Below are 26,869 nucleotides of genomic sequence, written 5' to 3'. Positions count from 1 at the left end.
ACGTTGACATATTGTCATTCAGTTTTCAATGTTCGTTTGTCACTTACAAGATTTAATTATAACTCGTAAGTTTTTGTAAGTCAAGAATTATTTTTAATTATTTTATTTCTAAAAAATAAATTTCCTAACTCAATTAATTCAACAAATATTATTTTATTATGTATTTGTTCGAATTTCAATAGTCAAATTTACACTTTATTAATATTTTAAATCAACAACTTAAAACATTTGTTTTTTAAATATTAGTGCCGTTTGACGACTTTTATATAATATCAAGTTATTCTAGTAGAGTCAACATAAAACAACACTTATTTTTGTTTAAAAATTACTGTTGAAGGGATTATTTTCTATTCGTAAGTACTATATGTATTTAAAGTGTAATTCCTTATGCTTTTTACTTCAGTTTTACAAACAAACTTATACTCACTTTATGGATAGTTATTTAGTAGACCTTCGTTTGAATATTTTTATGTTTATTTATAAAGGATACTAGTTATTAGTTAATACCACTTCCGTAGTTAGAATATTCTTTTCTTCAATTTAAATATTTTTCAGAATAAGCATAAAAAAGAAGTTAAACAACTTTCATGTCGTTTAACTTCTTAAATATTACACTTACTTATATGAAGTAAGCTAACGCTTTTTTAATTTGTCATACTACCAAAGTTAAATTATTTATCTTGGCATTCTTTACAAACTCCATAAATTTCCATTCGATGATGTGTTACGTCAAAGTCAGTCATATGCTGAGCTAATCTTTCAATTTCATTTAACTGTGGATATTGAAAATCAACAATCTTACCACATTGTTCACATATAATATGATAATGATTATGTGTATTAAAGTCGAATCGACTTGATGAGTCTCCATATGTTAATTCTTTTACAATTCCAATATCTTTAAACACTCTTAAGTTATTATATATTGTCGCAACACTTATATTTGGAAAATCAGGTGAAAGTGCTTGATAAATTTCATCAGCTGTTGGATGAGTATGTGAAGAAATTAAATAACGTAATATTGCTTGTCTTTGAGGTGTAATTCTTACGCCTGCTTGTCGCAATGATGCAATTGATTCTTCTAGTTCATGTTCAATTGATTCTATTTCAACACTCATCTATATCACCATCTTTCTTATATAATAATAATTATTACTTACTATAAATATAACTGTAGTATTGCGCGCGTGTCAATATTTACATGATGATTTCATTTAATAGCCTTTTTTAGTATCCACTTCATTCTCAATTAGACCATTCTTATTGAGAAAATTAACTAGATTGTTTTTAAAAATATCTAATAAGTCATACTTTGCTTCATAATCATTACCAGTTATATGTGCTGTTATGGTTACATTTTCCAATTCATATAATTCATGATTAGGTTTCAAAGGTTCATTTTCAAACACATCTATATATGCATGTCGAATAACTTTACTTTTTAATACTTCTATTAAGACCGCTTCTTTAACTATGCTACCTCGTCCTATATTTATAAAAAGTGCTTCATCTTTCATTAATTCAAAATGTTTTTTCTTTAGTAAATGAATCGTTTCTTGCGTTTCTGGTAAAGCATTTATAATAATGTCAGCATTTGGTAATGTGCTTTCAAGTGATTCGATAGTATATATCTCGTCAAACTCATCTTTGTTCTGACCTGACTTGCTCAGACCAATTAAATTCATATTAAAAGCCTTTGCTAACTTCGCAGTTCTAGTAGCAATTGCACCTGTACCTAAAAATAAAACTGTTTGTCCTGATAGGCGTTTACCAGTTATTTTCGAATCATATATATGTTGTCGTTGGTTATCATATGATAGTTTCATCTTTTTATAATCATCTAAAATGAAAGCTAAAATGTATTCAGATAATTGTTTAGCTTGAACACCTTTTCCATTAGTTAAAAGTATGCCGTGATCTGCAATATAATCTAACGGTAATGTATTTACACCCGTTGCAAACCATGCAATCCATTTTAAATTCGGGCAACGTTGTAAAAATGCCTCATTGATACCGCCATCATAACCAACTAATATATCTAAATCAGCCAAGTCACTCTCAGGTATTTCTGATGCTTTTTTATAAAATTTAAAATCTAAATCTGAAAAGCGTTGTTGTAATTCAGTTTCAACTTCACGCATACGATTCAACCCAACAACTTTCATATATGTCACCCCAAAATGTTTTTAAGTTCTTCTATTTGTGTTTTAACCTTAACCTTCTCGATAACATCTAATACTTTACCTTGTTCATCTATTATAAAAGTCGTTCTTACAATGCCCATACTTTCTTTGCCAAATGATTTTTTCAACTGATATACGCCAGTTTCTTTAGCTAATTTAAAATCTTCATCTACTAATAAATCGAAATTCAATCCGTGTTTCTCAATAAAATTTTGGTGTTTTTTCTTTGAATCACCGCTTATACCATATACTGCAACATCTAAATCATTGAACATTTCTAAATTGTCTCTAAAGTCACAAGCTTCTGTGGTACAAGTAGGTGTATTATCTCTAGGATAAAAATATATAATCGCCTTTTTACCTTTTAATGTATCATTTGTAATGACAGTTCCGTCTTGATTTTCTAATTTAAATATTGGAAATTGTTCTCCTTTTTGCAACATATAATCACCTTTTTCTTCATTATAATAATTTTATGATACGATATTAGATGAAAATATTAAATTAAAAGAGGTTGATATAAATGAATTTTAGTGAAAGTGAACGTTTACAACAACTTTCAAACGAATATATTCTAGGCGGTGTCAATTCCCCTTCTCGTTCTTATAAAGCTGTAGGAGGCGGTGCACCTGTTGTTATGAAAGAAGGACACGGTGCATATTTATATGATGTCGATGGCAATAAATTTATTGATTACCTTCAAGCATACGGTCCAATTATTACGGGGCATGCACATCCTCATATTACTAAAGCAATTCAAGAACAAGCAGCTAAAGGTGTTTTATTTGGTACACCGACTGAACTAGAAATTGAATTCAGCAAAAAATTACGTGATGCAATTCCATCTCTTGAGAAAATTCGCTTTGTAAATTCTGGAACAGAAGCAGTCATGACAACAATTCGTGTTGCACGTGCATATACTAAAAGAAATAAAATTATAAAATTTGCTGGATCTTATCATGGCCATTCTGATTTAGTATTGGTTGCAGCAGGTAGTGGCCCATCTCAGCTCGGTTCTCCAGACTCAGCTGGTGTTCCAGAAAGCGTCGCACGTGAAGTCATTACTGTACCTTTCAATGATATTAACGCATATAAAGAAGCAATTGAATTTTGGGGTGATGAAATTGCCGCAGTATTAGTAGAACCAATTGTTGGTAACTTTGGAATGGTAATGCCTCAACCTGGATTTTTAGAAGAGGTTAATGAAATTTCGCATAACAATGGGACACTAGTGATTTATGATGAAGTAATTACTGCATTCCGTTTCCATTACGGTGCCGCTCAAGATTTATTAGGTGTTATCCCTGATTTAACTGCATTTGGTAAAATTGTTGGCGGTGGTTTACCAATTGGAGGCTATGGTGGACGTCAAGATATTATGGAACAAGTAGCACCTCTAGGACCTGCATATCAAGCTGGTACAATGGCTGGTAACCCGTTATCTATGAAAGCAGGTATTGCATTACTCGAAGTACTAGAACAAGACGGTGTTTATGAAAAATTAGACAGCTTAGGCCAACAACTAGAAGAAGGTTTACTTAAATTAATCGAAAAACATAATATCACAGCTACAATTAATCGTATTTATGGATCTTTAACATTGTACTTTACAGATGAAAAAGTCACACATTATGATCAAGTTGAACATTCTGACGGCGAAGCGTTCGGTAAATTTTTCAAATTAATGTTAAATCAAGGTATCAATTTAGCACCTTCTAAGTTTGAAGCTTGGTTCTTAACAACTGAACATACAGAAGAAGATATTAAACAAACTTTAAAAGCTGCAGACTATGCTTTTAGTCAAATGAAATAACTTTTAAGGAAGTATATTTTTAATTGAATTAAAATAAAGCAAATGCTCACATAGTAGATTCATTTTATATCGTTAACTATTAACGTTTAACTTGATATGTCACTATGTGAGTTTTTATTTTACAAATTTATACTATTTTAATCTCTGACTAAAGTTTTACATCGCTATCAGTATTATGTATGATTTATTTTAACAACTATAAATAAGCTTGAATTTTGTAACTAGTAAGTGTATAACAGTAATGAATACGAATATTAGATATTCAATAAACTTAAAAGGGGCGTCATTATTTTTGAGACTAGGAGCTCGGATTTTTAAAACTGGTATAGCCATTATTTTAGCTATGTCTATCGCTTCTTTACTACCGGATGATGTTGGTCTGAAAGCCTTAGCTGGTGTCAGTGCTGTTGTTGCAATGCAACCTAGTATTTATCGTTCATTTAAAACAGTTTCTGATCAAGCATTGGGTAACATTATAGGTGCCATACTATCTGTTACAATGGTAACAATTTTTAGTGATAATTTTATCATTATGGGTGTTACCGTCATAGTACTTATTGCTATTTTATTTAAATTTAATTTAGCACATGTTGCTACTTTGGCGAGTGTAACAGCATTAATCATTATGGGACAACATACCGGTTCTTTCTATATTACCGCCTTTTACAGGTTTGTACTTGTAATGATTGGTGTCATAAGTTCATCTCTAGTTAACTTTGTGTTTCTACCACCTAAATTTGAAACAAAAATTTACTATAATTCATTAAATATATCCTCAGATATTTTTATGTGGTTTAAATTAGTATTAAATGATACGACGGAGTTTAATAATATTAAACAAGATAGTCATAATTTAAAACAACGTGTCGAAAAGTTAGAGAAAATTTATGATTACTATAGCGAAGAACGTCCTATTACAAAAAAACATATTCACCAACAGAATAGAAAGAAAATACTTTTCAGAGAAGTAGTTCAGACGACTAGACAAGCTTATGAAGTATTAAACAAATTGTCGCGTTATCAAAACGACTTATATTTACTTAATAACAATTTCCTATTACAAATCAAATTAGATTTAGATTCATTAACTGCTTTTCACGAGCAAATTTTAGCTAGCCTTTCTAAAAAAGCACGTTATAATGTGACACATGTTGATTATGAGTTAGATAATCCGCAGAAAAAAGATTTATTGTCTACATTTCAGCATGAGTTAATAAATCATCCTTATCAAACGGAATATTCGTTTGCCAATGTTATGCAAATTGTTGCAGCCATCGAAGAGTATCGACACCATTTAGAGCATTTAGACCGCATAAGAATTAGCTTTTTCACATATCATAGATCTGATGCAGACATTGAAATTGTTGAAGAAGACTTTGATTTATAACATTAAAACAATTTTATCAATTAATGCCACAATGAGATAAAGTAATATTGAATCTCGAAATTAAATTTAAAAAAGCAGTAAGATTATTTTCAATTAAGAAAATCTCTTACTGCTTTTTCTATGTTATGACCCCACCATCCTGTTACAAATTTTCTCTTCAAGATTGTACTGAAGTCAAACAACTAATACTTTATAAGTTTTGAATGCTATATAAATGCTCGTAAGCACCTTGTTTTGCAATCAATTCACGATGCGTACCTGTTTCAACAATATGTCCATTTTCAATTACGACAATTTTGTCAGCATGTGTAATAGTGGACAAGCGATGCGCTACGATAAGTGTCGTTCTATCTTTACTCAACACATCTAATGCTTCTTGAATAATGGATTCACTTTCTAAATCAAGTGCACTTGTTGCTTCATCCAAGATAAGAATTGGCGGATTATTTAAAAATATTCTAGCAATCGATAATCTTTGTTTTTGACCACCTGATAATTTAACACCTCGTTCACCTACTTCAGTGTCATATCCCTGTGGCAAGTTCATAATAAAGTCATGTGCATTAGCCATTTTCGCCGCTTCAACTACTTCTTCATCTGTTGCTGTTGGACGACCAAGTAAAATATTTTCCTTAACTGTATCAGAGAATAAAATATTATCCTGTTGCACCAATCCTATTTGATTTCTTAAACTTCCCGTTAAAAAATCTTTAATGTTGTGACCATCTATTAAAATTTGCCCAGAAGTTACATCGTAAAATCTCGGTATTAAGTTAATTAATGTTGATTTACCACCACCACTCATACCTACGAAAGCAACTGTTTCTCCTTTTTCAATACTCAAATTAATATCTTTTAAAATTGGAGCTTCGTTATCGTTATATTGAAAACTAACATGATCAATATCAATACGACCTTGTTTAATTTCAATAGGTTGAGCACCAACACCATTTTTGATGTCATAATCTTCATCAATTAATTGGAATACACGGTCCATTGAAGCAAAACTTTGCGTTAAAGTTGTAAATGATGCGACTAAACGACGTAAAGGCCCGAACAATAACTCCAAGTATCCAACAAATGCTGCAAGTGTACCTACTGTGATTGATCCAGAAATAGCAAGATATGCACCAACACCGATGACAATAATTGGTCCAATATCTGTAACTGTATTAATTGCGGCAAAGGAATAGGCATTCCATCTTGTATGTTTCAACGCACGTGTTAAGAAATTAGTATTCTTTTTATCAAAGTTTTTCGCTTCATTGTCTTCAATCGCAAAACTTTTAACGACTGAAATACCTTGAACACGTTCATGCAAGAATCCTTGAACCTCAGCTAATGCTTGAGATCTTTCACGTGTCAATTTTCTTAATCTTCCAAAGAAAACGTACACCGTTAAAATGTAAAATGGGAAGATAAACAGTGCTGCTAAAGTCAATTTCACATCTAAAAAGAACATTATGGATAATGCAATAATAATTGTTATAAAATCTAACCAAATATTCATTAACCCAGTTAAAATGAAATCTTTTGTTTGTTCAACATCATTAATCACTCTAGATATTACTTGACCTACTTGATTATTAGCATAAAATCTCGCACTTAAAGCTTGTAAATGGTTGTATAACTTTTTACGTATATCATACAATATTTTATTACTTGTCCATTGCGCCAAATATTGACGTATAAATTCAATTGGTGGTCTCACTATTACAAAAATAAATAATGCGATACCAATGGCAATAGTTAAATGATGAACTTTTTCATCAGTCGTTAGTGCGTGGTTATTAATCACGCCATCTATTGCATATTTAATTAATAGTGGTATAAGCATTGGTATACCAAACTTAATTATCCCAACAATAATCGTTGCAAAAATACGATATTTGTATGGCTTAACAAATTGCAAATATCTTTTAATCATACAATCCCCCCTAATCTATTGCCCTATCCTATTCATAAGCATAAAAATGAATAGAGGTTGGATACATAATTTGTAGATGTAAATTCTTCTTACAATTTACATTTTTAAAATTAAGATATCTCAACCTCTGTCATATTCATGTGATTAAATACGTTGTCTTATTCGTATGTTATATTCTATTCAATTTAATCTATGGATACTGTGTCCCCACACGACAGCAAAAGTTATCATACTTCTTTACATCACTAAGTCAATATAAATGATTTAATCAGTATTTACACTTTATTTGCTTAATACTGTCTAATTTTTTTGTAACGTTCTTTCCAAACTTTGATAAAATCTGGCGCGAATGGGCCCTTCTTCTGTTCTATCCATTGTTGAAGAATGTCCACGTTGCGTCTTAAAATAATATCAATATCATGCGGATAATTCATTTGATTCATATGTTGCTCATATTCATCTTCATCTAATAAATGATACTTTCCGTTTGGATATACTTTAATATCTAAATCATAGTCTATATATTTTAATGCCTCTTCATCACAAACAAATGGTGATGACAAATTGCAATAGTAATAAATTCCATCTTCTCTAAACATGCAGATAACATTAAACCAATATTCTGAGTGAAAGTAAACAATTGCCGGTTCACGTGTTATCCAAGTTCTTCCGTCACTTTCAGTTACTAACGTATGATCATTGCCACCAATGACAACATGATCAGTACCCTTTAATATTGTTGTTTCAGACCAAACGCGATGAATCTTACCATCATGTTTATAACTCTGAATTTTAATGTTTTCCCCTTCTTTAGGTATGGATTCTCTGACCATACTCCACACCACCTTCTGTTAATTTAACCATTATAAATTATAGCATATTTCAGAAATAGTATTATATAAATACATATTTTTACGAAATAAGATTTTACTACTTAATAATTAAACTAGGTAATATTGCTAAGTACTACAACAGAGATTTACATGTCCCATTTAAAGTATATAAAATCATCACTTTTATAAATCAACACTTTAACTTTTTGACATTGTTATCCTATGAGATTTAAAGATATCATTTATACATTTTTAAAATTAATGTCACTATGTTTTCCGATAATATTACCAATCATCGAATGTTACCCATTTATAAATTGATAAATCTTTGACATAGGTACAGGGAATGTATATTGGTCTCGATCACTTAAATTAAACCAAATCATGTCATCTGGTAATGTTTCAATGTTAATTGCTCCTGAAACGGCGTATACTTTAATCTTCCATGTTAAATGAGTAAATTGATGCTTCAACTCAAAAATAGGTGTTTCTACTGGTTGAATGTCATGACCGATTTTTTCAGTCATTTTACGTCTAGCATGCTCACTTTCAAACATAGGAAATTGCCACATACCATGCAATAATTTTTCGCTACGCTTTTGCAACAGATATTGACCTTGATTATTTCTAATTAAAAAGACGGATTGCTCAATTACTTTTTTACTTACATTTTTAGATTTAACAGGTAACTTTTCAAATGTACCTTTATCAAATGCCTCACAGTTTTCTTGAACTGGACAAAATAAGCAAAATGGATTTTTTGGTGTACAAATTAACGCCCCTAATTCCATCATAGCTTGATTAAACGTTCCAGCTTCTGTAGTAACATACGGTAATAATTCTTGTTCGTACGATTTCCTCGTCGATTGTAATTTAATATCTCGATAGTCATCATTCAATCTAGACCATACTCGAAAAACATTTCCGTCTACAGTTGCTAGTGGTACATTATATGCAATGCTCATTACTGCAGCTTGTGTGTATGGGCCAACACCTTTTAACGCTTTAAATTGATCAGGATTTTTGGGAACTAAGCCTTCATATTTATCATGAACTTCTTTAATCGCCGTATGAAAATTTCGAGCTCTACTATAATATCCTAAGCCTTCCCAATACTTTAACACTTCATCTTCCGAAGCTTGACTCAAAACTTCCACAGTTGGAAATCGTTCAACAAAACGATGATAATAGTCAATAACTGTTTTAACTTGTGTCTGTTGTAACATGACCTCACTTAACCAAATATAGTACGGATTGGTCGTTTGTCGCCATGGCATTTCTCTTTGATTTTCATCAAACCAGTGTATCAAATTTTCTTTAAAACTAGACTGCTGATACATTTATAAAACCCTTTCCTCACCAAAATTAATTGTCTTTACTCATAATGTTTTTATTGTACATTAAAATCATGGTTAGTATGTAAGTTAATTTAGTTATTTGCGAAATTGGATTATAATAGTATATATAATATTATGAAATGAGTGAACTGATATGGACACTGCAACACATATCGCAATTGGGGTGGGCCTTACAGCACTTGCAACTCAAGATCCAGCAATGGCTTCTACGTTTGGTGCAACAGCTACAACCCTTATCGTTGGTTCATTAATTCCTGATGGGGATACTGTTCTTAAATTAAAGGACAATGCAACATATATTTCGCATCATAGAGGTATCACGCATTCCATCCCTTTCACAATACTATGGCCAATTTTAATTACATTTTTAATATTCACGTTCTTTAGTGGAACCAACCCATTTCATGTATGGATGTGGGCTCAGCTCGCAGTATTTTTACATGTCTTTGTAGATATATTCAATTCTTATGGTACACAAGCACTTAGACCTATCACAAACAAATGGATTCAATTAAGTGTGATTAACACATTTGACCCTATTATTTTCACAGTTCTTTGTATTGGTATTGTATTATGGGTTATAGGCTTGCATCCATTTGCAGTCTTCTTTCCTATAATCGCTTTACTAATCATTTATTACATGATTCGTTTTAAAATGAGAGCCGTAATTAAGCAACAAGCTTTAAAAGCAATTCAACAAGAGCATCACCCTGTTAAAGTATTTGTTGCGCCAACAATAAAATTTATGGAATGGCGTGTCGCGATACAAACTGATGCACATGACTATGTTGGAAAAGCATATGGTAGGAATGTGGTGTTTAGTGATAAAGTGGAACGTCAAACATTATCAACAGACTCCATTTTATGGAAAGTCAAAGGTAATAAAGATATACGTACTTTTTTAAACTTTTCATCAATCTATCGTTGGCAAACAACAACGTTAGCAGATGGTTCTACTGAAATTCGTTTGATTGATTTGCGTTATTTAAAAAATGATCATTATTCATTTGTGGCAATTGCACATGTAACAAACGATAATGTCATAGACCACTCTTATATTGGCTGGGTATTTACAGAAGATAAGTTACAACGTAAACTGTATGCTAAATAATTTCAAGTTATTATTCACTAAAGTTAATCTATAAAAAATGAACAACCGGGCAGAATGAAAATCAAAACGATTTTTACTCTGTCCGGTTTTTTAATGTAAAACTATGAATGCTTTTACAAAATCTAAAATTTATATTGTTGCTAACAAACTACCTTTAATGACTCGAAATATCAAAATCAGTATAGGAAAACAATATCTAGATGATATTCTAATTGTTTCTGATTCTCACAGATTAATTTACACAACAGGTCAGCTAAACATCATGAAGAAGTATCCGCCTCGTCTGTACTATCATTTGAAACATCCTGTTGATTATCAGTTTGTGTCACTTTAGATGTTTTATTATAAATTGCGTGTGTCGTATACCTTGCTAATACGAAATTTACTGCAGCTATTAAACATAAGAATAAAATAAAGTAAAAATGATATGGAATGTTTTCCATACTTGATATACCAAATATGATAGATTGTGCTATACCATTAACAATGTAATACATTGGATTTAGCATTAGGATGTGATTGATAAATACATGATTTGGATTTGGTATGAAAATAATTGGTAACAATAAGAAACACAATACACAAACCCCATAAAATATGATATTTATTTTTTCAGTTAACAGTCGAATAAGACCAAAAGTAACGGATATTAATCCTACAAAAATAGTTGCCATCACAATAAAATAGAATAGCGCTATATATGATGTTTCGAAGTTTACTGGTTTAACCAATGCACTAATCATCGTCAAAATGACTAGCATAATAAAACTTAAAATAGACATAATAACTACTGGCGTCGCTGCGGAAATATTAAATAACTTAGTAACTAAAAAGTCATTCATATAATGATGATAAGAGATATAAATTGTGAACATCAATACCGCAAAAACAATCAATGCAATAATTCTAAATAACCATCGCACCTCTTTAACATCGGTCAAATGACTAAAGGAAAATAGCGTTTCACTTGCAATAATAAGTATTAAACATGCAGCTAATACGATTAGAAAACTTTTCCAACTTTGTTTTAAACGTTCTGTTACATACCTTTTAGTATGCGGTAAGTTTTTAAAATATAAAATAATATTATCTAGCATCTTTACACCTACAATTCAATATAAATCCATTTGTCTTCTTTCAAATTGGCAATACAATATCCATTCCCAACTTTAGTAATCCAAATGTTATTGTTAATATTAAACTTATCTTTTAATTCTTTTTTATCTACAATTGGATAAACAAAACCGTATAACTGATTATTATCATTGAAAAGTAATTGTATCGGTTGTTGTGTAACGGATGCAACGAAACGGTTATCATCATCAGGAACTAAAGTTTTTATAACTGAACTATGCTTTTTATGTAATTGACTATTAAAGTATGCATAGTAATTACTATAATTTGATTTCATATATGGTGCTAATTTTTTAAAACTATGCGTTTGATATAAACCTGCCGGGTTAAAATATTCTAATTTATCTTTACTAACATAGTAAGTCTTATTATCGGCGGTAACACGATAATTTTTACTATTTTCGCCAGTAATTGTAACTACACTATATTTTGGAATTGTGACTTGTTTATCCCCTTGCATATCCACACTGCCATTAAAAGCAATTCCATAAGCTAACTTTTCGCCATATGGATCTTTATTTTCATTTTGCATCGTAGCACGATTCGTAAAATCTGTTATCGAAATAATTCCTATATTATTGAAAATGAGCAACATCATCAATGCTAAGCCTAAAATAGTACCTGAGGCTAAAGTCCAAAAACGCACTAAAAACTTAGGCGGTTTTGCATGATTATAGCGCTCAACGCGTTTGAAATTATAGGTCATCTCTGGTATTCTTGTACGATTCTTTTTCCAATCTAAATCAAAGTTTTCAATTTCTTCTTTTGAGTTTAAACTTAATCGATCACGTTCATGTTCTTTAAAAGATGGAATAACTTGTTTAAGTGACCCTTCCATTCTTAATTGACCATGTGAAAACCAAGCTATATAGTTACTCACTTGTGAAATTTTATCAATATCATCACCAATTGACACAATCGTTAAATTATTTTCAATATAATCATTTGTTAATTCAATCGCACGTTCCATAAATTGTGGTGTTAAATAGTCAATAACATGATTTAAAATAATAATATTTGACTTTGATGAGCGTGCAATACTTAATAGTAATTGAGCGTATGCCGCTTTCGAAATATGGTTAACCGGCTTCGTTTTATAATCGCCTAAATGTGCATATTGAATAATCTGTTCAGCTTTATGATCATTAATTTCATATGGAAATAGTTGAACTAACTGCGCTGTGTAAGCTTCAACAGTTTGATGAATTAACGATTGATCTTCAATATATCCGTAGAACAAATCTTCAGTACAAACTACTTTACCTTTATCAGGTTTAATTGCACCTGCCAACAATTGACCTACCAACGCTTTGGAAGATTCAGGTTCACCAATTATACCTAATGCTTCTCCTTGATAAATATGTAAACTAATATTGTTTAAATCGATATCTTCAGCATCATATCCAAAAGGTAAATACCATTTCTTATTCTGTTTATTCCTATAGTAGTGTGTTACTTTTAGTAACTTTAAAACAATTGAACTTCCCATCTATTTTCATCCTTCTATAATTGTAATAACGCTATAGGTAAGCCTTCTTCGGGTTCATCGCTATTAAATCTAAACCCCCACGCAAAAATACCTTTTAATCTTTCTACTTTAAAATATTGATTACTGCCATCAGTCAGTTTATAAATTTTACCAATTTCTATCTTTTTTCTGTCTACTAAGTAACTTTCGGCAACAATTACTTTACTTTGATAAACGTCATATTCATTTAAAATACCATTCATCTCAGCTTTTCTCATTTTCTCTTTATAAAGTTGTATTTCGTGTCTTAATTCTGGCTCAGACATCTCACTCAATTTCTTCTGTTCCATCGGCAATACCACTTTCTTCTAATTTAGCTTTAATTTTATCATATTTATATCCTTTTCTCATAAGGCCTTCGATAGTTTTTGAAATTAATTTCTGTTGCGTGTACTTCTTTCGATTTTTATTATAAATTTTTTCTAAATCTCGTTGTAATAAATCGTCTAAAACCGCTTCATCTTGTGTAAAATCCATTTCATTCAATACAGCATGAATGGTTTCCATTTCAAACCCTTTTTGAATTAAAGATTGCATTACTTTTTCTTTAACTTTATTTTGTGGCCCTTTTTTTGTTTTAGATATTTTTTCAGCAATTTGGATAATATCATCAAGTTCCTGTTGTTCTCTATAAAGTTCTGTAAATATTTCAATGATATTTGGTTCTATACCAAGTTGATATAGTTTTTGTTGATAAATTTTAGGTCCTTTATCTGTCGTGCGAATCATTGTATTTTTTAAACTTTCCGCATAATCTTGATGGTCGATTAACTTTTCGCGATAACAATATTCAATCACTTCAGAAATCGCTTGCTCTGATATCTCTTCTTTTTGTAAATATTGTATAACTTCTTTTTCAGTTCTCTTTTTATATGATAAATATTGGATTGCTTTGTTTAAACCTATGCGATAATGATCATACTTTTGAATCTCTGCCATGTCAGCAGCTTCAAGTTGTTGCCCTTTTTTTAAATTAAATTTGACTAATGTATCGATATCTATACCCATTTCAAATTGTTCGTCTAAAAAAAGATTAAAACGTTCTTTGTTTTTCTTTTGAACTTCTATTTTAGTAATCTTCGGCACTGGATCACCCCGTTACTTTCTCAAGTTTTAATACAATACTCTTTTATTATTCAATAAGCCACTTCCTATAGCAAATGTTTAACTTTAAATATTTTTCGATGCTAACAAAAAATCACACTATCATCTTTTAAAATGAAAGTGTGATTACAAGCAAATCTGTAAAATTTATAAAGCAGAAACAATTCAACTTTATCATTATGACATTTCAATTAAACCTTCTACATTATAGTTCCAAGCATCTTACACATGAATGCAAGTATTTAACGATTTAATTGTGACATAGCCTGTTGATATTGTGTTTCATTGATATAATTTTGTTGCTTCATTTTTTCTAAGTTCGTGCTTACACGTTGCGTAAAATTCTCTGACATATTATTGATATTATATACGCTAGGTGCATTGACTTTACTAGCTAAAATAGCGCTTTGTAAAACTGTTATGTGAGACATTGTTGTACTATTTTTATTCACGGTTGTTCCAAAGTAATGGTTTGCTGCGCCCTCAAGCGTATATTGATTATCCCCAAAGTAAATATTATTTAAATAAAAGCTTAAAATTTCGTTCTTATTATATTGTTTTTCAACTCGATGAGCTACAAATAATTCTTTTACTTTTCTAGTAAATGAACGATCATTATCATAAAAATAATTTTTGACAACTTGTTGTGTAATGGTACTACCACCTTGCACATCTCTGTCGCTAATCGTTGAAAATAAAGCTCTAGTTGTACCTTTCAAATCGAATCCATGATGATTGTAGAATCGTTCATCTTCCATTGAAATAAAGGCACCTTTAACATACTCTGGCATGTTATCAGCTGACACAAAACTACTTTTATTTTCAATTTTTCTTAGTTCATCCACATTATCGCGTGTAGATAAAAAATACATGATACCAATAAACAATGCGATAATGATTAGAATGGTTAATAATATTTTTAATAGTATTCGTTTACTTTTTTTCTTTTTCGGCGGTTTGCCAACTGGTTGATAATACGTATTATAGTGAGGTTCGTGTTTCATATGCTCAAAATGTTCATTTGAGTTTGAGTACCTATCGCTTCTTTTCATGCGTTTGCTCCTTCTTTTAAAACTCACTTAGTATATACCTTGAGTTTACCAGTACTATCACAAATAGGCTACACTTTTTGGGAAAATCAGTCCAAGGGCTTACAATCGTATACGCCATCATACTTACTTTTTGTTTTTTGAAAAGATTATAGATAAATCATTGCGATTTTAAATATTAATCATGTCAAATATTGTTATATTTTATAAAAATAAAAGACCATCCCTATTAAATGCCAATAGAGACGACCTTTTATTTGTTATTCATTTTTTAAAACTAAAATCCATATTTCATTTCAAACGAAAATATATAAATTTTAACAATTGATAACCGCAATACTCTATTGTAATTGCTTAACGATTTCTCGATTAAAATCATCTAAATCGTCTGGTACTCGACTTGTTACAATATTGTTGTCTACAACTACTGACTCATCAACTACATGTGCGCCTGCATTTGATAAATCTTTGCGTACATTTAATACTGCTGTTAACGTACGACCTTTTAAATCGTCTGTATCTATTAGTATTTGTGGCCCATGACAAATGGCAAATGTTGGTACATCATTTTTAGTAAAGTATTTAGCAAATGTGCCATATCGACCTTCTGTATCTCCACGTAAATGATCTGGTGAAAATCCTCCAGGAATTAATAATGCATCATAATCTTCTGGTTTAGCTTCTGCAATACCTACATCGACAGTAACTTTTTCACCGTGTTTACCAACAACTTCACTATTTGCAGTATCTCCAATCACTACAGTATTAAAGCCAGCATTCTCTAATGCCTCTTTAGGACTTGAATATTCTATATCTTCAAATTCGTTTGCTAGAATAATTGCTACTTTTTTAGTCATTGAAAATCACCTTTCTATATATCATTGATATAATTACTATAGACAAGTAAATCAGTGATTAAACATACAAGATATAAAAAATATTAAGCGCCTGTCGCGATATCTAACTCTAACACATCTTATGTGGCATTTACTTAGATACTAATTTAACCTTTTCTTCAAGCTGATCTAACAATCCAATCCATTCATCTATATCTTCAACACGTACTTCATCAGGATTTACATGATCGATATCCTCAATAAACTTATTTAAACGCGCTTTTATCTGTTCGATTGTTTGCTGTTCATTCATAAAAAGTTAACTCCTTTTATTTTGTTTTCTTTTTCATTATTATCCTAACAGAAATTGCGTTAAAGCGATATAATCTTAGCTATATTTATGACATTCAAATTATTTTGACTTTTAAAAATCCCCTTTTCAATTAACTAAAATTAAGAGATAATTTGTTACGAGTGATAATACGAAGTGGTATCATACCGATATGAACCAAATAGAAAGAAGGAAGTTTAAGACGATGAATAGCGTCAAATTGAAGCAACCTGTTAGCATTTACAATGATCCATGGGAAGCATATAACGATGTTAAAGAACATGGCCAATTAACTTTAAGTAACATCGAATTTACAACTACAAATCTTTGTAATATGCGTTGTAGCCACTGTGCAGTTGGTTATACTTTACAAACTGTCGACCCCGAGCCTTTAGATATGGACTTAATTTATCGTAGACTTGATGAAATTCCAAATCTGCGAACGATGTCTATTACAGGTGGCGAACCAATGTTTTCTAAAAAGTCTATTAGAAATGTTGTTAAACCTCTATTAAAGTATGCACATCATCGAGGTATATATACACAAATGAATTCAAACCTAACATTGCCTCAAGATCGTTATTTAGATATTGCTGAATATATCGATGTTATGCATATCTCACACAACTGGGGAACAACTGATGAATTCGCAAATGTTGGCTTTGGCGCAATGAAGAAGCAACCACCGTTAAAAGCTAAGTTAAAATTATATGAACAAATGATTTCGAATGCACGTACATTATCAGAACAAGGAATGTTTGTATCTGCGGAAACAATGCTCAATCAAAGTACGCTACCACATTTACGAAAAATACATCAAGAAGTCGTTCATGATATGAAATGTAGCAGACACGAGATTCACCCTATGTATCCAGCTGACTTTGCAAGTCAATTAAATGTGTTAACTCTAGCGGAAATGAAAAAGACAATTCATGATATATTGGATTTCAGAGATGAAGATATTTGGATGTTATTTGGTACTTTGCCTGTGTTTCCATGCTTAAAGGATGATGAAGATCAAAAGTTACTATCACGTTTAAGAAATGCTAAAAATGTAACGACTAGAAATGACCCGGATGGCCGTAGTCGTTTAAATGTCAATGTATTTACAGGTAATGTAATCGTAACTGATTTCGGAGATGAAACAGGTACAATTTCGAATATACAAAAAGATAAATTAACAGATGTATTTGATAAATGGTTATCCTCTGATCTTGCTAAATCATTAAATTGTCATTGTTCCGAGTTTAGTTGTTTAGGACCAAATGTTCTTGTTAAAAATATGTACTATCCGAATATGGATTTTAAAGATAATGAGCGTCATATGCACAAACAACCACAAATTATACAATTTTAAAAACTCTTAATTATGCGGAGAAGCACTTTATCGATAAGTAGTCTCCGCATATTTTAATGCTATTATAAAATAAAAAACAATTAATTGCTGGCAGTACTCTACTTAAATAATAAAGGGCATTTAATAGGACTAATAGTCTATAATAAAAGGGGTAAATTTTAACTAAAAGCATAAACGTGCATAATCAAAAAGACAGATTGTAGGTGGAATATTCGAACATAACAGTTCAATTCATCCTTAACAATCTGTCTTTATATTTTTAGTCTCTAATATGTTGCACTTGAGCTAAATATTCAATTGTTTGTTTACTTTCAATGCGACGTGCTTTTCTTCGTTCAACACGTTGTGGTGCTGTATCATAAAACCATTTTTCAACATCATCTTCTGGATATACACCAGGTACATGTTTAGGTTTGCCTTCATCATCTAACGCAACAAATGTTAAGTAACTTAATGCAGCTAAATCATGCTTGTTATTAAATACATCGTCAATTCTAATTTGAACGACCACTTCCATTGAACTAGTCCCAGCGTATGAAACCATCGCTACGTATTGTAATATGTCCCCTGTTTTAATCGGCTTTAAGAAATCTACTGAGTCTGTAGATGCGGTAACTACTTGCGCACCAGCATGTTTCATAGCTGTGATTGCTGCAATTTCATCAATATTAGCCATCAATGTACCACCAAACATTGTATGATGGTGATTCGTATCTTGAGGGAAAACTTGTCTATTTTTATAACATTTTGATTCTGACATAGATTTCATTGGTCTGTCCTGATTTGTCATTATTTTATCTCCCAATCTATACTTTAATCACGTATTTGACCTTTAAATACATGTTTCATTTCCTACTCAGCACCTCAAAATAACATTTATTAAAATGTTGATGCCCAATTTCCATTTTCAAATACTAGTTCTTTTGAACCATCTTCGAATATGCCATAAATAGTCAAATCACTACTACCAATCATGAAATCGACATGTACATTTGAATCATTTAATCCGCTTGCAATCTTTTCCTCAACAGTCATTTCCGTTCCACCTTGAATATTAAAGGCGTAAGCAGATCCAATCGCTAAATGACATGCTGCATTTTCATCAAATAAAGTATTGTAAAAAATGGTATTACGATTTGATATCGGTGAATCATCAGGTACTAATGCTACTTCACCTAATCTTCTTGAACCTTCATCAGTATTGATTAAATCTTTCAATACCGCTTCACCTTTTTCAGCTGAAAAATCAATAATCTCTCCATCTTTAAACATCAATTTAAATTGATCGATAATTGTGCCATTATAACTTAAAGGCAATTTATTAGTAACATATCCATCTACTCTATTTCGATCTGGTGCTGTAAATACTTCTTCAGTTGGTATATTAGCAATAAAAGCTTGTTCCTTGCCGTTAACATAACTTGTAGCATCTTCCCAGATATGATTTTTCGCTAAACCTACTGTTAAATCAGTACCTTCAGATACATAATGCAACGCATGGTAATTTTTTTGTTGTAACTTTTGAGCGTAAACACTTAAATTAGCGATGTGTTGACGCCAATTTTCAACTGGATCGTTACCATCAATTCGCACAATATCGAATACCTCGTCAATAAACTTAATATATGCTTCTTCTACAGATAGTTCAGGATACACTCTCTTCGCCCAAGCTTTAGATGGAAAAGCAGCTACGACCCATGGAAATTGATTTTTTTGTACACTTTCCATATATCCTTTAAATGCGCGTGCGTTTTGTTGTTGAAATGCTTGTAATTTTTGGCTATCGATACCATCCATTAAATCAGGATCTTCACTAATAAGTGCTAAATTAGCAGCGCCACGTTTAACGTAATCCATTCTCGCTTCAACATCATATGATTTTAACTCATGATTAGCAAAATGTTCCACAGATTCATTTTCAAATTTTAAGCGTTTTAAGGTTGGATCGCTATATACAACACGTACATCTGAAGCGCCACAATGATATGCTTCTTCTACAATTAAATGCGTTAATTCTAATGTTTCTACTGATGATCTAATAAATACTGGCTGTTTTGGTTGAACATTCATACCAACCTTAACTAATAGTTCAGCGTATTGTTGTAACTTTTCTTTGTAATTAGTCAAAATTCCCACTCCTAGTCGTGTCGCAATTGTCCTAAAGCGTCAGCAATAGCTGTCACTTCACTTGGCGACAATCTTTCTCTTGATTGAACAAAATCATATATATCTGTTAATTCTTCTTCATTTGCATTTTTATATTTTTCAGGATCTAATAATCCTTGATTAACAATATTTAACTTCTCTCTAATAGCTAATACTTTCTCTTCATTTGTCATAGCCACAATGTTCACCTCTAATAATAGTTATGTTATCAAAGTATCACAATTTAATAAACTTTAATAGAATTTTATATAATCTGCTTTCTTATTGTTTAAAGTCGCTATAAAATGGGGATATAACTACATAGTTTGGAGGAATCAAAATGGTAGATGTAGCATTTGTCTGTCTTGGCAATATATGTCGTTCTCCAATGGCAGAAGCAATCATGCGACAAAGACTTAAAGACAGAAATATTCATGATATTAAAGTACATTCAAGAGGTACTGGTAGCTGGAATTTAGGAGAGCCGCCTCATGAAGGTACACAAAAAATTCTCAACAAACACAATATTCCATTTGATGGCATGATTAGTGAATTATTCGAAGCGACAGATGATTTTGATTACATTGTGGCTATGGATCAAAGTAACGTTGATAATATTAAATCTATCAATCCTAATCTTAAGGGACAATTGTTCAAACTGTTAGAATTTAGTAATATGGAAGAGAGTGATGTACCAGATCCATACTACACGAATAATTTTGAAGGTGTATACGACATGGTATTATCATCTTGTGATAATTTAATAGACTACATCGTAAAAGATGCAAATTTGAAAGAGGGGTAGTTTTTTATGGAAAATAAATTTGTTCCTGGTATTTTAATTGGTGCCGTAATTGGTGGTGCAATTAGTTTAGCTGATAAATCTACACGTCAAGCTTTAGTTCAATCAGTTAAAGATGCAAAAAATGGTAACCGCACTCGTAAGCCTTCTAAAGTCAGCAAGATTAAAGACGAAGTTTTATACTGGAAAGATGTTGTTGAAGAAATTCGTCGTAATAATCCTGAATTAGAACGTTCATTAAAAGATGCGAAAGAAACATTTGTTAATAGAAAAAATCAACGCTAAGATGATTTTGTTTTTATAAGGCAATACTTAACAATTTGGTGTACGCCTTTCATAGTTATCATTATTAAATGATAATACAATGATTGGCCAAACTGCATTGTTTCAGTATTGCCTTTGTTTTAATTTTAAATCAAAATAGCCTATGAAAGATTTAAATCAAATAATTTCTATAATATTATCATTTTTAAAGCATATCATTGTTTAGTTTTTTTATAATTGGATAAATACTAATAGTTACTTTATAAAACATTACATAGAGAAAGGTTAAGGAGTGCACATGTCGAAAAAGGATCACTCTTCTTCAAAATATCTTAATTCTGTTAAGGAAGCACAAGAGGAGTCAAAAAAGAAAAATAAAAGTAATCCCAAAATTGATGTTGATCGTACATATATTGAACCTCAACAATTCCAATCTAAGAAACCTAAAAAAGATGATCAGGTTTTCTTCTTATCAAGATTAAATAAACCTGCAAAATATAAGAAAGACTCTAATTTCTTATCATATCTCATCTATCGCATAGGAAAAGATGATGCCTCAGGACTAGCAGCACAAATGACTTACCATTTCGTACTTGCTATGTTCCCTATGTTGCTTTTCCTATTAACATTATTACCATTTTTCAATATTAAGCAGAGTCAAATTACTAATATGTTAAGCAATGCACCCGCTGAAACATCTACTCTAATTAAGAGTGTAATTGGTGATATAACTCAAAACTCCAGTGGTGGCTTATTATCTATCGGTTTGATTTTAGCAATTTGGTCAGCTTCAAATGGAATGACTGCAATTATGAATTCTTTCAATGTTGCTTACGATGTAGAAGATAGCCGTAATGGAATCGTATTAAAACTACTAAGTGTTGTCTTCACTGTAGTTATGGGCGTTGTGTTTGTAGTTGCTCTAGCATTACCAACGCTTGGTTCTGTAATTAGTCATTTCCTATTCGGTCCACTTGGATTTGACGAACAAGTGAAATGGATTTTTAACCTTATTAGAATTGTGTTACCAATCATTATTATATTTATCGTATTTATCGTGTTATATTCGGTTGCACCTAACGTTAAAACGAAGCTTAAGTCAGTATTACCAGGTGCAGTATTTACTTCAATTATTTGGTTAGCTGGTTCATTTGGTTTTGGTTGGTATATTTCAAATTTTGGTAACTATTCTAAAACATATGGCAGTATCGCGGGTATCATCATTTTGTTACTATGGTTATATATCACAAGTTTTATTATAATTGTCGGTGCTGAAATCAATGCAATCATTCATCAGCGTAGTGTAATTAAAGGTAAAACACCTGAAGAAGCAGCATTAGAACATGATGACAATAATAAAAATCATTATAATGAGAACACTAGATACGAATATGATGAAGATAGTAATGCAACACATCAACGTACGTACCATGTTGATGAACATCCTAGTGATACCTATCCAGAAGATGATAAAAATATAAAAGACAAAATCGTTGATAAGCTTAAAAAAGACTAAACACCAACAAAACAGAGGTTTTCGCTAATGATTGCGAAGACCTCTGTTTTTGGTGTCTATTTGATGTTATATTGTGATTGGCGTAAGTAACTTTTCTTAATTCAATACGAACTATTGAATTAAATTATGTTGGAATGCATAGATGACAGCTTGTGTTCTATCTTGCACTTCTAACTTACTTAAAATGTTACTCACATGTGTCTTAACCGTTTTAATAGTAATATGCGATGCACTAGCAATTTCTTGATTTGAGTAACCTTTCGCAATCAATAATAATATTTCCATTTCTCGTTCTGTAAGCATTTCATATAACTCTGCGCGCTTTTTCATACGGTTACGCATTTTCACTAAAACTTCCGGTTCAAAAACAGATTCTCCTCTAGAAGTTTTACGAACTGCATCGGCGATATCTTTTGCACTTGTTGTTTTTAAAATGTAACTATCGACACCTGCATCTAATGCACGATATACCTCTTTATCTTCAATAAAACTAGTTAACATTAATACTTTAATTTGCGGTAAATCTTTTTTAATCTGAGTCGTCGCTTCTACACCATCCATGTCTTCCATAAGTAAATCCATTAAAATTAAATCTGGCTTCAACTCATGGGCTTTGGCAATTGCTTCCTTACCAGAAGCGCCTTCACCAACTACTTCAATATCACTTTGCGTTGATAGATAACTTGAAATTCCTATACGTACCATTTCATGATCATCCACAAACAATACTTTAATCGTCATACGAATCCTCCTTATTTAAAGGTGCTTTCACCTCGATACGTGTACCTGAATCTGGCAATGATACAATATGGAACGTTGCACCAATTTCCAAAGCTCTTTCACGCATATTTTTAAGTCCATAACTTTGTTCTAATTTTTCATCAACATTAAAACCTTTACCATTGTCTTGAATTCTCAACAATAAATAATCGTCTTTATTAAACAATTCTACTGTCACTTTTGTACCGTTTGAATGACGCAATGTATTCGAAATTGCTTCCTGTGTAATTCTGAACAAATGATCTTCAATACCTTTAGGCACTTTAAAATCTTGTATTTCATGCACAACTTTCATTGGCACTTTTTTTTGTAAATCAATAACTAAATCTTTAATACCCTCACCTAAAGATTTGTCTTTTAAACCAAGCGGTCTTAAATGTAACAGCAAAGCACGCATTTCTAACTGCGAATCTTGAACCATTTTCTCTAAAATCGGAATTTGTTGGTCTAATGGTGGTTCTAACTTCGTTTCTTTGATAGCAGAAAGCATCATACTTGCCGCAAAAAGTTGCTGACTAACAGAATCGTGAAGTTCTCGAGCTAGTCTTTGACGTTCATCTTCAATAATCTTTTTAACTTTCACATCATTAATATTATAATTTTCATTGGTTAAATTTTGAGTTTTAAGTCGCAACTTATGCAATTCTTGATTTAAAGGTACGAGTGTATGGTATAAATCTAACGTTTCACTATATATTTCTATATTTTGATCATTAATGCCAACTGTTTCGCCTTCCATTGAACGCTCAATTTGCGTCTTAATCCAATCATTTTGCTGATTGATTTTGTATGCGAGTACCGAACCAACAATAATACACAATAATATGATGATGAGATTTAAAAATAAAAAGACTGGTATTCCGAATATTTGTGTATAAAACATACCTTGAAAATAGATGATATTTACAAAAACTTTATCGATGAATAGAAATGCAGCTAGCATGCTATATACTAAGATGAGCATTGAACCAATTGTTCTAATGTAGTGGTTCATCGATAAATCACCTCTACGTCTCCGATAAACGTTGATACGTAGATATTAACTGTATAGTTATCCGGTTTCATCATTTCTTCAATATGAATATTGTTATTTTCAACTTTATATGATTTTTCATTCACGTAAGTACTTCCATAAAAAGCAGCTACATGTAAATTAATATTGTAATTAACCGGCAATATAACCTGCACTTTACCTAAAATGTGTCTAACAACAATGGTATTATTTTCCTTAATATTTGCAGCTTTTGTTAAGTCAATATGTAGGTCGCCAATTCCATGTTGAATTTGGACATCTTCCCATTTATATACATAAACTGGTGTACGTTGCTCACCAAACCACTTTTGTTTAATAAAAGATGGTGAAGTCATAACCTCATCCGTCGCAACTACTTTTTTTGGTTTAAATTTGTGTATTAAATAACGCACAATAAGTAGTAATAAAAAGACGAACAAGATGATGATTGTATACTTATTAGACAATAATGTGAATGCAATTAATAGCGCGCCTATCCAAAACGCCAAAAGGCCACGTATTTTATGAAAATAAAGATATCCTACATAAACTAATACACATCCCAATAATAGAACGAGTAAAAAGCCAATTTTTTCAAAAAATATGTAGTAAAAATTGGCAATAATCATTAATGCAGTAAAAATGATCAACATTTGCGTTGATATATATTTGTGTGTCATGTTTCGCCGCCTTTCTATGCCACAGCGTTCATATAATTTATTAGATACGATGTTTTTTCTGTTGCTATTTTTTCAGTTGAAGTTTGTTGAATTTGAGTTTCAATTTGTGCATAATATGCTTCAACTTTATTCAACTCTGATTTAATATTTTCAATTTCTTGATTATTGATTTCTCTTGCACATTGAATTTGAAATGCTTCAGCAATATCAATATATTTATTTTCTAATGTTAGCATTAGACTGTCAATTAACTTGCTAAGTTGTTCTTTTTTAGTAATTAAATAACGCATATAATCATCTAAATTTTTCATTTTTTCATCTAGCATTAAAAGGTAGTGCTTGATATTATTTCTTACTGTTGCTCTCAAAAACTGTTCAATATAACGTTCAACATAGTTCATAACTATCACCTTTTATAATAAGTTTTAAAATACCAAATGCGCTATGTATCTTCGTTGATGTCGATGATATGTTTGCTTAAAAACTACTTTATTACAACATATTTTTGAAATGACGCATTGATTGTGTTCTTAATTATTATAAAACAGTTCCGAAACCAATATGAATAGGCTCCGGAACTAAATGATGTTCATACTTTAGTCTTAGTATATGTTGAACTATTCTTCTTCAATTTTTGTCGTTAAAATCGGACCATCCTTAGTCACGATAACCGTATGCTCAATTTGAGCAACAAAACTTTTATCGCTCGTTTCAAAAGCCCATTCATTTTTACCTTCTGTAACAAATGATGCATTTGATGAGATAAACGGTTCAATAGCTAATACCATACCTTCAGTTAATAATGTTTTGTCTTTTGGATCAAAGTAATTAAGTACATGTGCTGGTGCTTCATGTAATGATAAACCAACACCATGACCTGTTAAGTTTTTAATGACTTTCAAATCATTTTGTCTAGCTGTATTATGCACCGCTTTACCAATGTTACTTAACTTAGTACCCGGTTTTACTTTTGCAATTGCATTCTCAAATGCCATCGTTGCTACGTCACATACTTTTTGTTTCATTGGATCATCTGATTCTCCAACGACAAATGAAATGCCTGTATCTGCATAATAGCCATTCTTCAAAGCCGATACATCAATATTTACTAAATCTCCTTCACGAATGACACGCTTACTTGGAATCCCATGTGCCACCTCTTCATTGACACTAATACACGTTTGACCAGGAAAATTTTCATCATGAATTGGCGCAGAAATAGCACCGTATTCTTCAAATAACTCTTTCGCAATATTATCAAGCTCTTTCGTAGTGATACCTGGTTTGGTTGCAGCTTGCATTGTATTGCGCACTTTAGCGCATATGTATCCAATTTCTTTTAACGCTTGTAATTCTTCTTCTGTTTTTACAATCATTTTATCCCGTTCCTTTTTTATATAATTATAACTTATTATAGCAAAAATTCTTTGATATACTAAAGATGTTACTTTAGTATTTTGGAAAGTGAGTGAGACATAGTGTGATAAAGAAAAAATATTTCTTTATCGTTGTACCCCAACTTGCATTGCCTGTAGAAATTGTAGATCAAATTTCTCTATGTTGGGGCCCCGCCAACCTGCACATTATCGTAAGCTGACTTTTCGTCAGCTTCTGTGTTGGGTCCCACACCCCAACTTGCATTGCCTGTAGAATTTCTTTTTTGAAATTCTCTATGTTGGGGCCCACACCCCAACTTGCACATTATCGTAAGCTGACTTT

29 protein-coding genes are annotated in these 26,869 nt (G+C 31.3%); 7 read left to right on the top strand and 22 right to left on the bottom strand.

Features of this window, described 5'->3' with window-relative positions:
* Positions 1–671 precede the first annotated feature (671 nt).
* The 3 genes from perR to bcp all read right to left on the bottom strand — a co-directional run bounded on the left by perR (position 672) and on the right by bcp (position 2,626).
* Positions 672–1,118: a peroxide-responsive transcriptional repressor PerR gene (gene perR, locus HMPREF3247_RS06505; RefSeq protein WP_000110011.1), complete on the bottom strand. Its 447-nt coding sequence runs from the start codon at positions 1,116–1,118 to the stop codon at positions 672–674.
* A gap of 96 nt (positions 1,119–1,214) precedes the next feature.
* Positions 1,215–2,165: a phosphoglycerate dehydrogenase gene (locus HMPREF3247_RS06500; protein WP_000869448.1), complete on the bottom strand. Its 951-nt coding sequence runs from the start codon at positions 2,163–2,165 to the stop codon at positions 1,215–1,217.
* A gap of 5 nt (positions 2,166–2,170) precedes the next feature.
* Complete coding sequence (gene bcp, locus HMPREF3247_RS06495) at positions 2,171–2,626, bottom strand: thioredoxin-dependent thiol peroxidase (protein WP_000939521.1); 456 nt, start codon at positions 2,624–2,626, stop codon at positions 2,171–2,173.
* 80 nt (positions 2,627–2,706) lie between these two features.
* Between bcp and HMPREF3247_RS06490 the strand changes: the two genes are divergently transcribed.
* On the top strand, positions 2,707–3,996 hold the full coding sequence (locus HMPREF3247_RS06490) for a glutamate-1-semialdehyde 2,1-aminomutase (RefSeq protein ID WP_001011598.1): 1,290 nt from the start codon (positions 2,707–2,709) through the stop codon (positions 3,994–3,996).
* A gap of 292 nt (positions 3,997–4,288) precedes the next feature.
* Entirely contained in the window at positions 4,289–5,383 is a 1,095-nt protein-coding gene (locus tag HMPREF3247_RS06485; RefSeq protein ID WP_001236371.1) for an FUSC family protein, read from the top strand.
* Between the two features lie 89 nt (positions 5,384–5,472).
* On the opposite strand, the gene HMPREF3247_RS06480 is transcribed toward HMPREF3247_RS06485, so the two are convergent.
* The 4 genes from HMPREF3247_RS06480 to mutY form a co-directional block, all read right to left on the bottom strand.
* Entirely contained in the window at positions 5,473–5,565 is a 93-nt protein-coding gene (locus HMPREF3247_RS06480; protein WP_001791878.1) for a hypothetical protein, read from the bottom strand.
* 8 nt (positions 5,566–5,573) lie between these two features.
* Positions 5,574–7,310 (bottom strand): SAV1866 family putative multidrug efflux ABC transporter, encoded by a 1,737-nt coding sequence (locus tag HMPREF3247_RS06475; RefSeq protein ID WP_000597247.1) that lies wholly within the window; start codon positions 7,308–7,310, stop codon positions 5,574–5,576.
* Between the two features lie 290 nt (positions 7,311–7,600).
* Positions 7,601–8,143, bottom strand: coding sequence for a nucleoside tri-diphosphate phosphatase (locus HMPREF3247_RS06470; protein ID WP_000251253.1), 543 nt, complete (start codon positions 8,141–8,143; stop codon positions 7,601–7,603).
* Between the two features lie 302 nt (positions 8,144–8,445).
* Positions 8,446–9,483 carry an A/G-specific adenine glycosylase gene (gene mutY, locus HMPREF3247_RS06465; RefSeq protein ID WP_070866208.1) on the bottom strand — a complete coding sequence of 346 codons (1,038 nt, stop codon included), beginning with the start codon at positions 9,481–9,483 and terminating at the stop codon, positions 8,446–8,448.
* A gap of 151 nt (positions 9,484–9,634) precedes the next feature.
* Between mutY and HMPREF3247_RS06460 the strand changes: the two genes are divergently transcribed.
* Positions 9,635–10,612, top strand: coding sequence for a metal-dependent hydrolase (locus HMPREF3247_RS06460; RefSeq protein ID WP_000379098.1), 978 nt, complete (start codon positions 9,635–9,637; stop codon positions 10,610–10,612).
* 260 nt (positions 10,613–10,872) lie between these two features.
* On the opposite strand, the gene HMPREF3247_RS06450 is transcribed toward HMPREF3247_RS06460, so the two are convergent.
* The 7 genes from HMPREF3247_RS06450 to HMPREF3247_RS06420 form a co-directional block, all read right to left on the bottom strand.
* Complete coding sequence (locus tag HMPREF3247_RS06450; RefSeq protein WP_000886461.1) at positions 10,873–11,709, bottom strand: membrane protein; 837 nt, start codon at positions 11,707–11,709, stop codon at positions 10,873–10,875.
* An 8-nt stretch (positions 11,710–11,717) separates the two neighbouring features.
* Positions 11,718–13,235: an ABC transporter ATP-binding protein gene (locus HMPREF3247_RS06445; RefSeq protein WP_000535834.1), complete on the bottom strand. Its 1,518-nt coding sequence runs from the start codon at positions 13,233–13,235 to the stop codon at positions 11,718–11,720.
* Between the two features lie 14 nt (positions 13,236–13,249).
* Positions 13,250–13,564 carry a YfhH family protein gene (locus HMPREF3247_RS06440; protein ID WP_000435806.1) on the bottom strand — a complete coding sequence of 105 codons (315 nt, stop codon included), beginning with the start codon at positions 13,562–13,564 and terminating at the stop codon, positions 13,250–13,252.
* Positions 13,542–14,360 carry a recombination regulator RecX gene (gene recX, locus HMPREF3247_RS06435; RefSeq protein WP_001124419.1) on the bottom strand — a complete coding sequence of 273 codons (819 nt, stop codon included), beginning with the start codon at positions 14,358–14,360 and terminating at the stop codon, positions 13,542–13,544. Before recX ends, HMPREF3247_RS06440 begins: the two co-directional genes overlap by 23 nt.
* Positions 14,361–14,620: 260 nt before the next feature.
* The gene (gene sgtB, locus HMPREF3247_RS06430) at positions 14,621–15,430 is read right to left on the bottom strand and encodes a monofunctional peptidoglycan glycosyltransferase SgtB (protein WP_000830380.1); all 810 of its coding nucleotides are present in this window, start codon (positions 15,428–15,430) and stop codon (positions 14,621–14,623) included.
* A gap of 338 nt (positions 15,431–15,768) precedes the next feature.
* Positions 15,769–16,284, bottom strand: coding sequence for a type 1 glutamine amidotransferase domain-containing protein (locus tag HMPREF3247_RS06425; protein WP_000163283.1), 516 nt, complete (start codon positions 16,282–16,284; stop codon positions 15,769–15,771).
* Between the two features lie 130 nt (positions 16,285–16,414).
* The gene (locus tag HMPREF3247_RS06420; RefSeq protein WP_001005407.1) at positions 16,415–16,576 is read right to left on the bottom strand and encodes an SE1561 family protein; all 162 of its coding nucleotides are present in this window, start codon (positions 16,574–16,576) and stop codon (positions 16,415–16,417) included.
* Between the two features lie 223 nt (positions 16,577–16,799).
* On the opposite strand from HMPREF3247_RS06420, the gene yfkAB reads away from it, so the two are divergent.
* Positions 16,800–17,951 (top strand): radical SAM/CxCxxxxC motif protein YfkAB, encoded by a 1,152-nt coding sequence (yfkAB, locus tag HMPREF3247_RS06415; protein WP_001089613.1) that lies wholly within the window; start codon positions 16,800–16,802, stop codon positions 17,949–17,951.
* Between the two features lie 259 nt (positions 17,952–18,210).
* On the opposite strand, the gene HMPREF3247_RS06410 is transcribed toward yfkAB, so the two are convergent.
* The 3 genes from HMPREF3247_RS06410 to HMPREF3247_RS06400 all read right to left on the bottom strand — a co-directional run bounded on the left by HMPREF3247_RS06410 (position 18,211) and on the right by HMPREF3247_RS06400 (position 20,290).
* Positions 18,211–18,741: an acyl-CoA thioesterase gene (locus HMPREF3247_RS06410; RefSeq protein ID WP_000184383.1), complete on the bottom strand. Its 531-nt coding sequence runs from the start codon at positions 18,739–18,741 to the stop codon at positions 18,211–18,213.
* Positions 18,742–18,830: 89 nt separating this feature from the next.
* The gene (locus tag HMPREF3247_RS06405; protein WP_001789555.1) at positions 18,831–20,087 is read right to left on the bottom strand and encodes an aminopeptidase; all 1,257 of its coding nucleotides are present in this window, start codon (positions 20,085–20,087) and stop codon (positions 18,831–18,833) included.
* Positions 20,088–20,089: 2 nt separating this feature from the next.
* Positions 20,090–20,290 carry a DUF1128 family protein gene (locus tag HMPREF3247_RS06400; RefSeq protein ID WP_000180460.1) on the bottom strand — a complete coding sequence of 67 codons (201 nt, stop codon included), beginning with the start codon at positions 20,288–20,290 and terminating at the stop codon, positions 20,090–20,092.
* A gap of 146 nt (positions 20,291–20,436) precedes the next feature.
* On the opposite strand from HMPREF3247_RS06400, the gene HMPREF3247_RS06395 reads away from it, so the two are divergent.
* From HMPREF3247_RS06395 to HMPREF3247_RS06385, 3 genes are all read left to right on the top strand, one after another.
* The gene (locus HMPREF3247_RS06395) at positions 20,437–20,901 is read left to right on the top strand and encodes a low molecular weight protein-tyrosine-phosphatase (RefSeq protein ID WP_000228666.1); all 465 of its coding nucleotides are present in this window, start codon (positions 20,437–20,439) and stop codon (positions 20,899–20,901) included.
* A gap of 6 nt (positions 20,902–20,907) precedes the next feature.
* Positions 20,908–21,183 carry a YtxH domain-containing protein gene (locus tag HMPREF3247_RS06390; RefSeq protein WP_000428172.1) on the top strand — a complete coding sequence of 92 codons (276 nt, stop codon included), beginning with the start codon at positions 20,908–20,910 and terminating at the stop codon, positions 21,181–21,183.
* A 277-nt stretch (positions 21,184–21,460) separates the two neighbouring features.
* Entirely contained in the window at positions 21,461–22,678 is a 1,218-nt protein-coding gene (locus HMPREF3247_RS06385) for a YihY/virulence factor BrkB family protein (protein WP_000037079.1), read from the top strand.
* Positions 22,679–22,789: 111 nt separating this feature from the next.
* Here the strand turns inward: HMPREF3247_RS06385 and vraR are convergent, their stop codons facing one another.
* The 5 genes from vraR to map all read right to left on the bottom strand — a co-directional run bounded on the left by vraR (position 22,790) and on the right by map (position 26,526).
* Positions 22,790–23,419: a response regulator transcription factor VraR gene (gene vraR, locus HMPREF3247_RS06380; protein ID WP_000153535.1), complete on the bottom strand. Its 630-nt coding sequence runs from the start codon at positions 23,417–23,419 to the stop codon at positions 22,790–22,792.
* Positions 23,409–24,452: a sensor histidine kinase VraS gene (locus HMPREF3247_RS06375; RefSeq protein ID WP_001017131.1), complete on the bottom strand. Its 1,044-nt coding sequence runs from the start codon at positions 24,450–24,452 to the stop codon at positions 23,409–23,411. Before HMPREF3247_RS06375 ends, vraR begins: the two co-directional genes overlap by 11 nt.
* Positions 24,449–25,150 (bottom strand): cell wall-active antibiotics response protein VraT, encoded by a 702-nt coding sequence (gene liaF, locus HMPREF3247_RS06370; RefSeq protein ID WP_000149064.1) that lies wholly within the window; start codon positions 25,148–25,150, stop codon positions 24,449–24,451. The genes HMPREF3247_RS06375 and liaF overlap by 4 nt, the downstream gene beginning before the upstream one ends.
* A gap of 14 nt (positions 25,151–25,164) precedes the next feature.
* Positions 25,165–25,551, bottom strand: coding sequence for a hypothetical protein (locus tag HMPREF3247_RS06365; protein ID WP_001110179.1), 387 nt, complete (start codon positions 25,549–25,551; stop codon positions 25,165–25,167).
* A gap of 216 nt (positions 25,552–25,767) precedes the next feature.
* Positions 25,768–26,526 carry a type I methionyl aminopeptidase gene (gene map / locus HMPREF3247_RS06360; RefSeq protein ID WP_000636142.1) on the bottom strand — a complete coding sequence of 253 codons (759 nt, stop codon included), beginning with the start codon at positions 26,524–26,526 and terminating at the stop codon, positions 25,768–25,770.
* Positions 26,527–26,869 lie beyond the last annotated feature (343 nt).

Origin of the sequence: Staphylococcus sp. HMSC36A10 (genome assembly GCF_001838845.1) — a bacterium.
In the GTDB taxonomy this organism is placed as follows: domain Bacteria; phylum Bacillota; class Bacilli; order Staphylococcales; family Staphylococcaceae; genus Staphylococcus; species Staphylococcus aureus.
The sequence above is the reverse complement of the archived record's forward strand: the minus strand, read 5'-3'. Positions and strand labels throughout refer to the sequence as shown.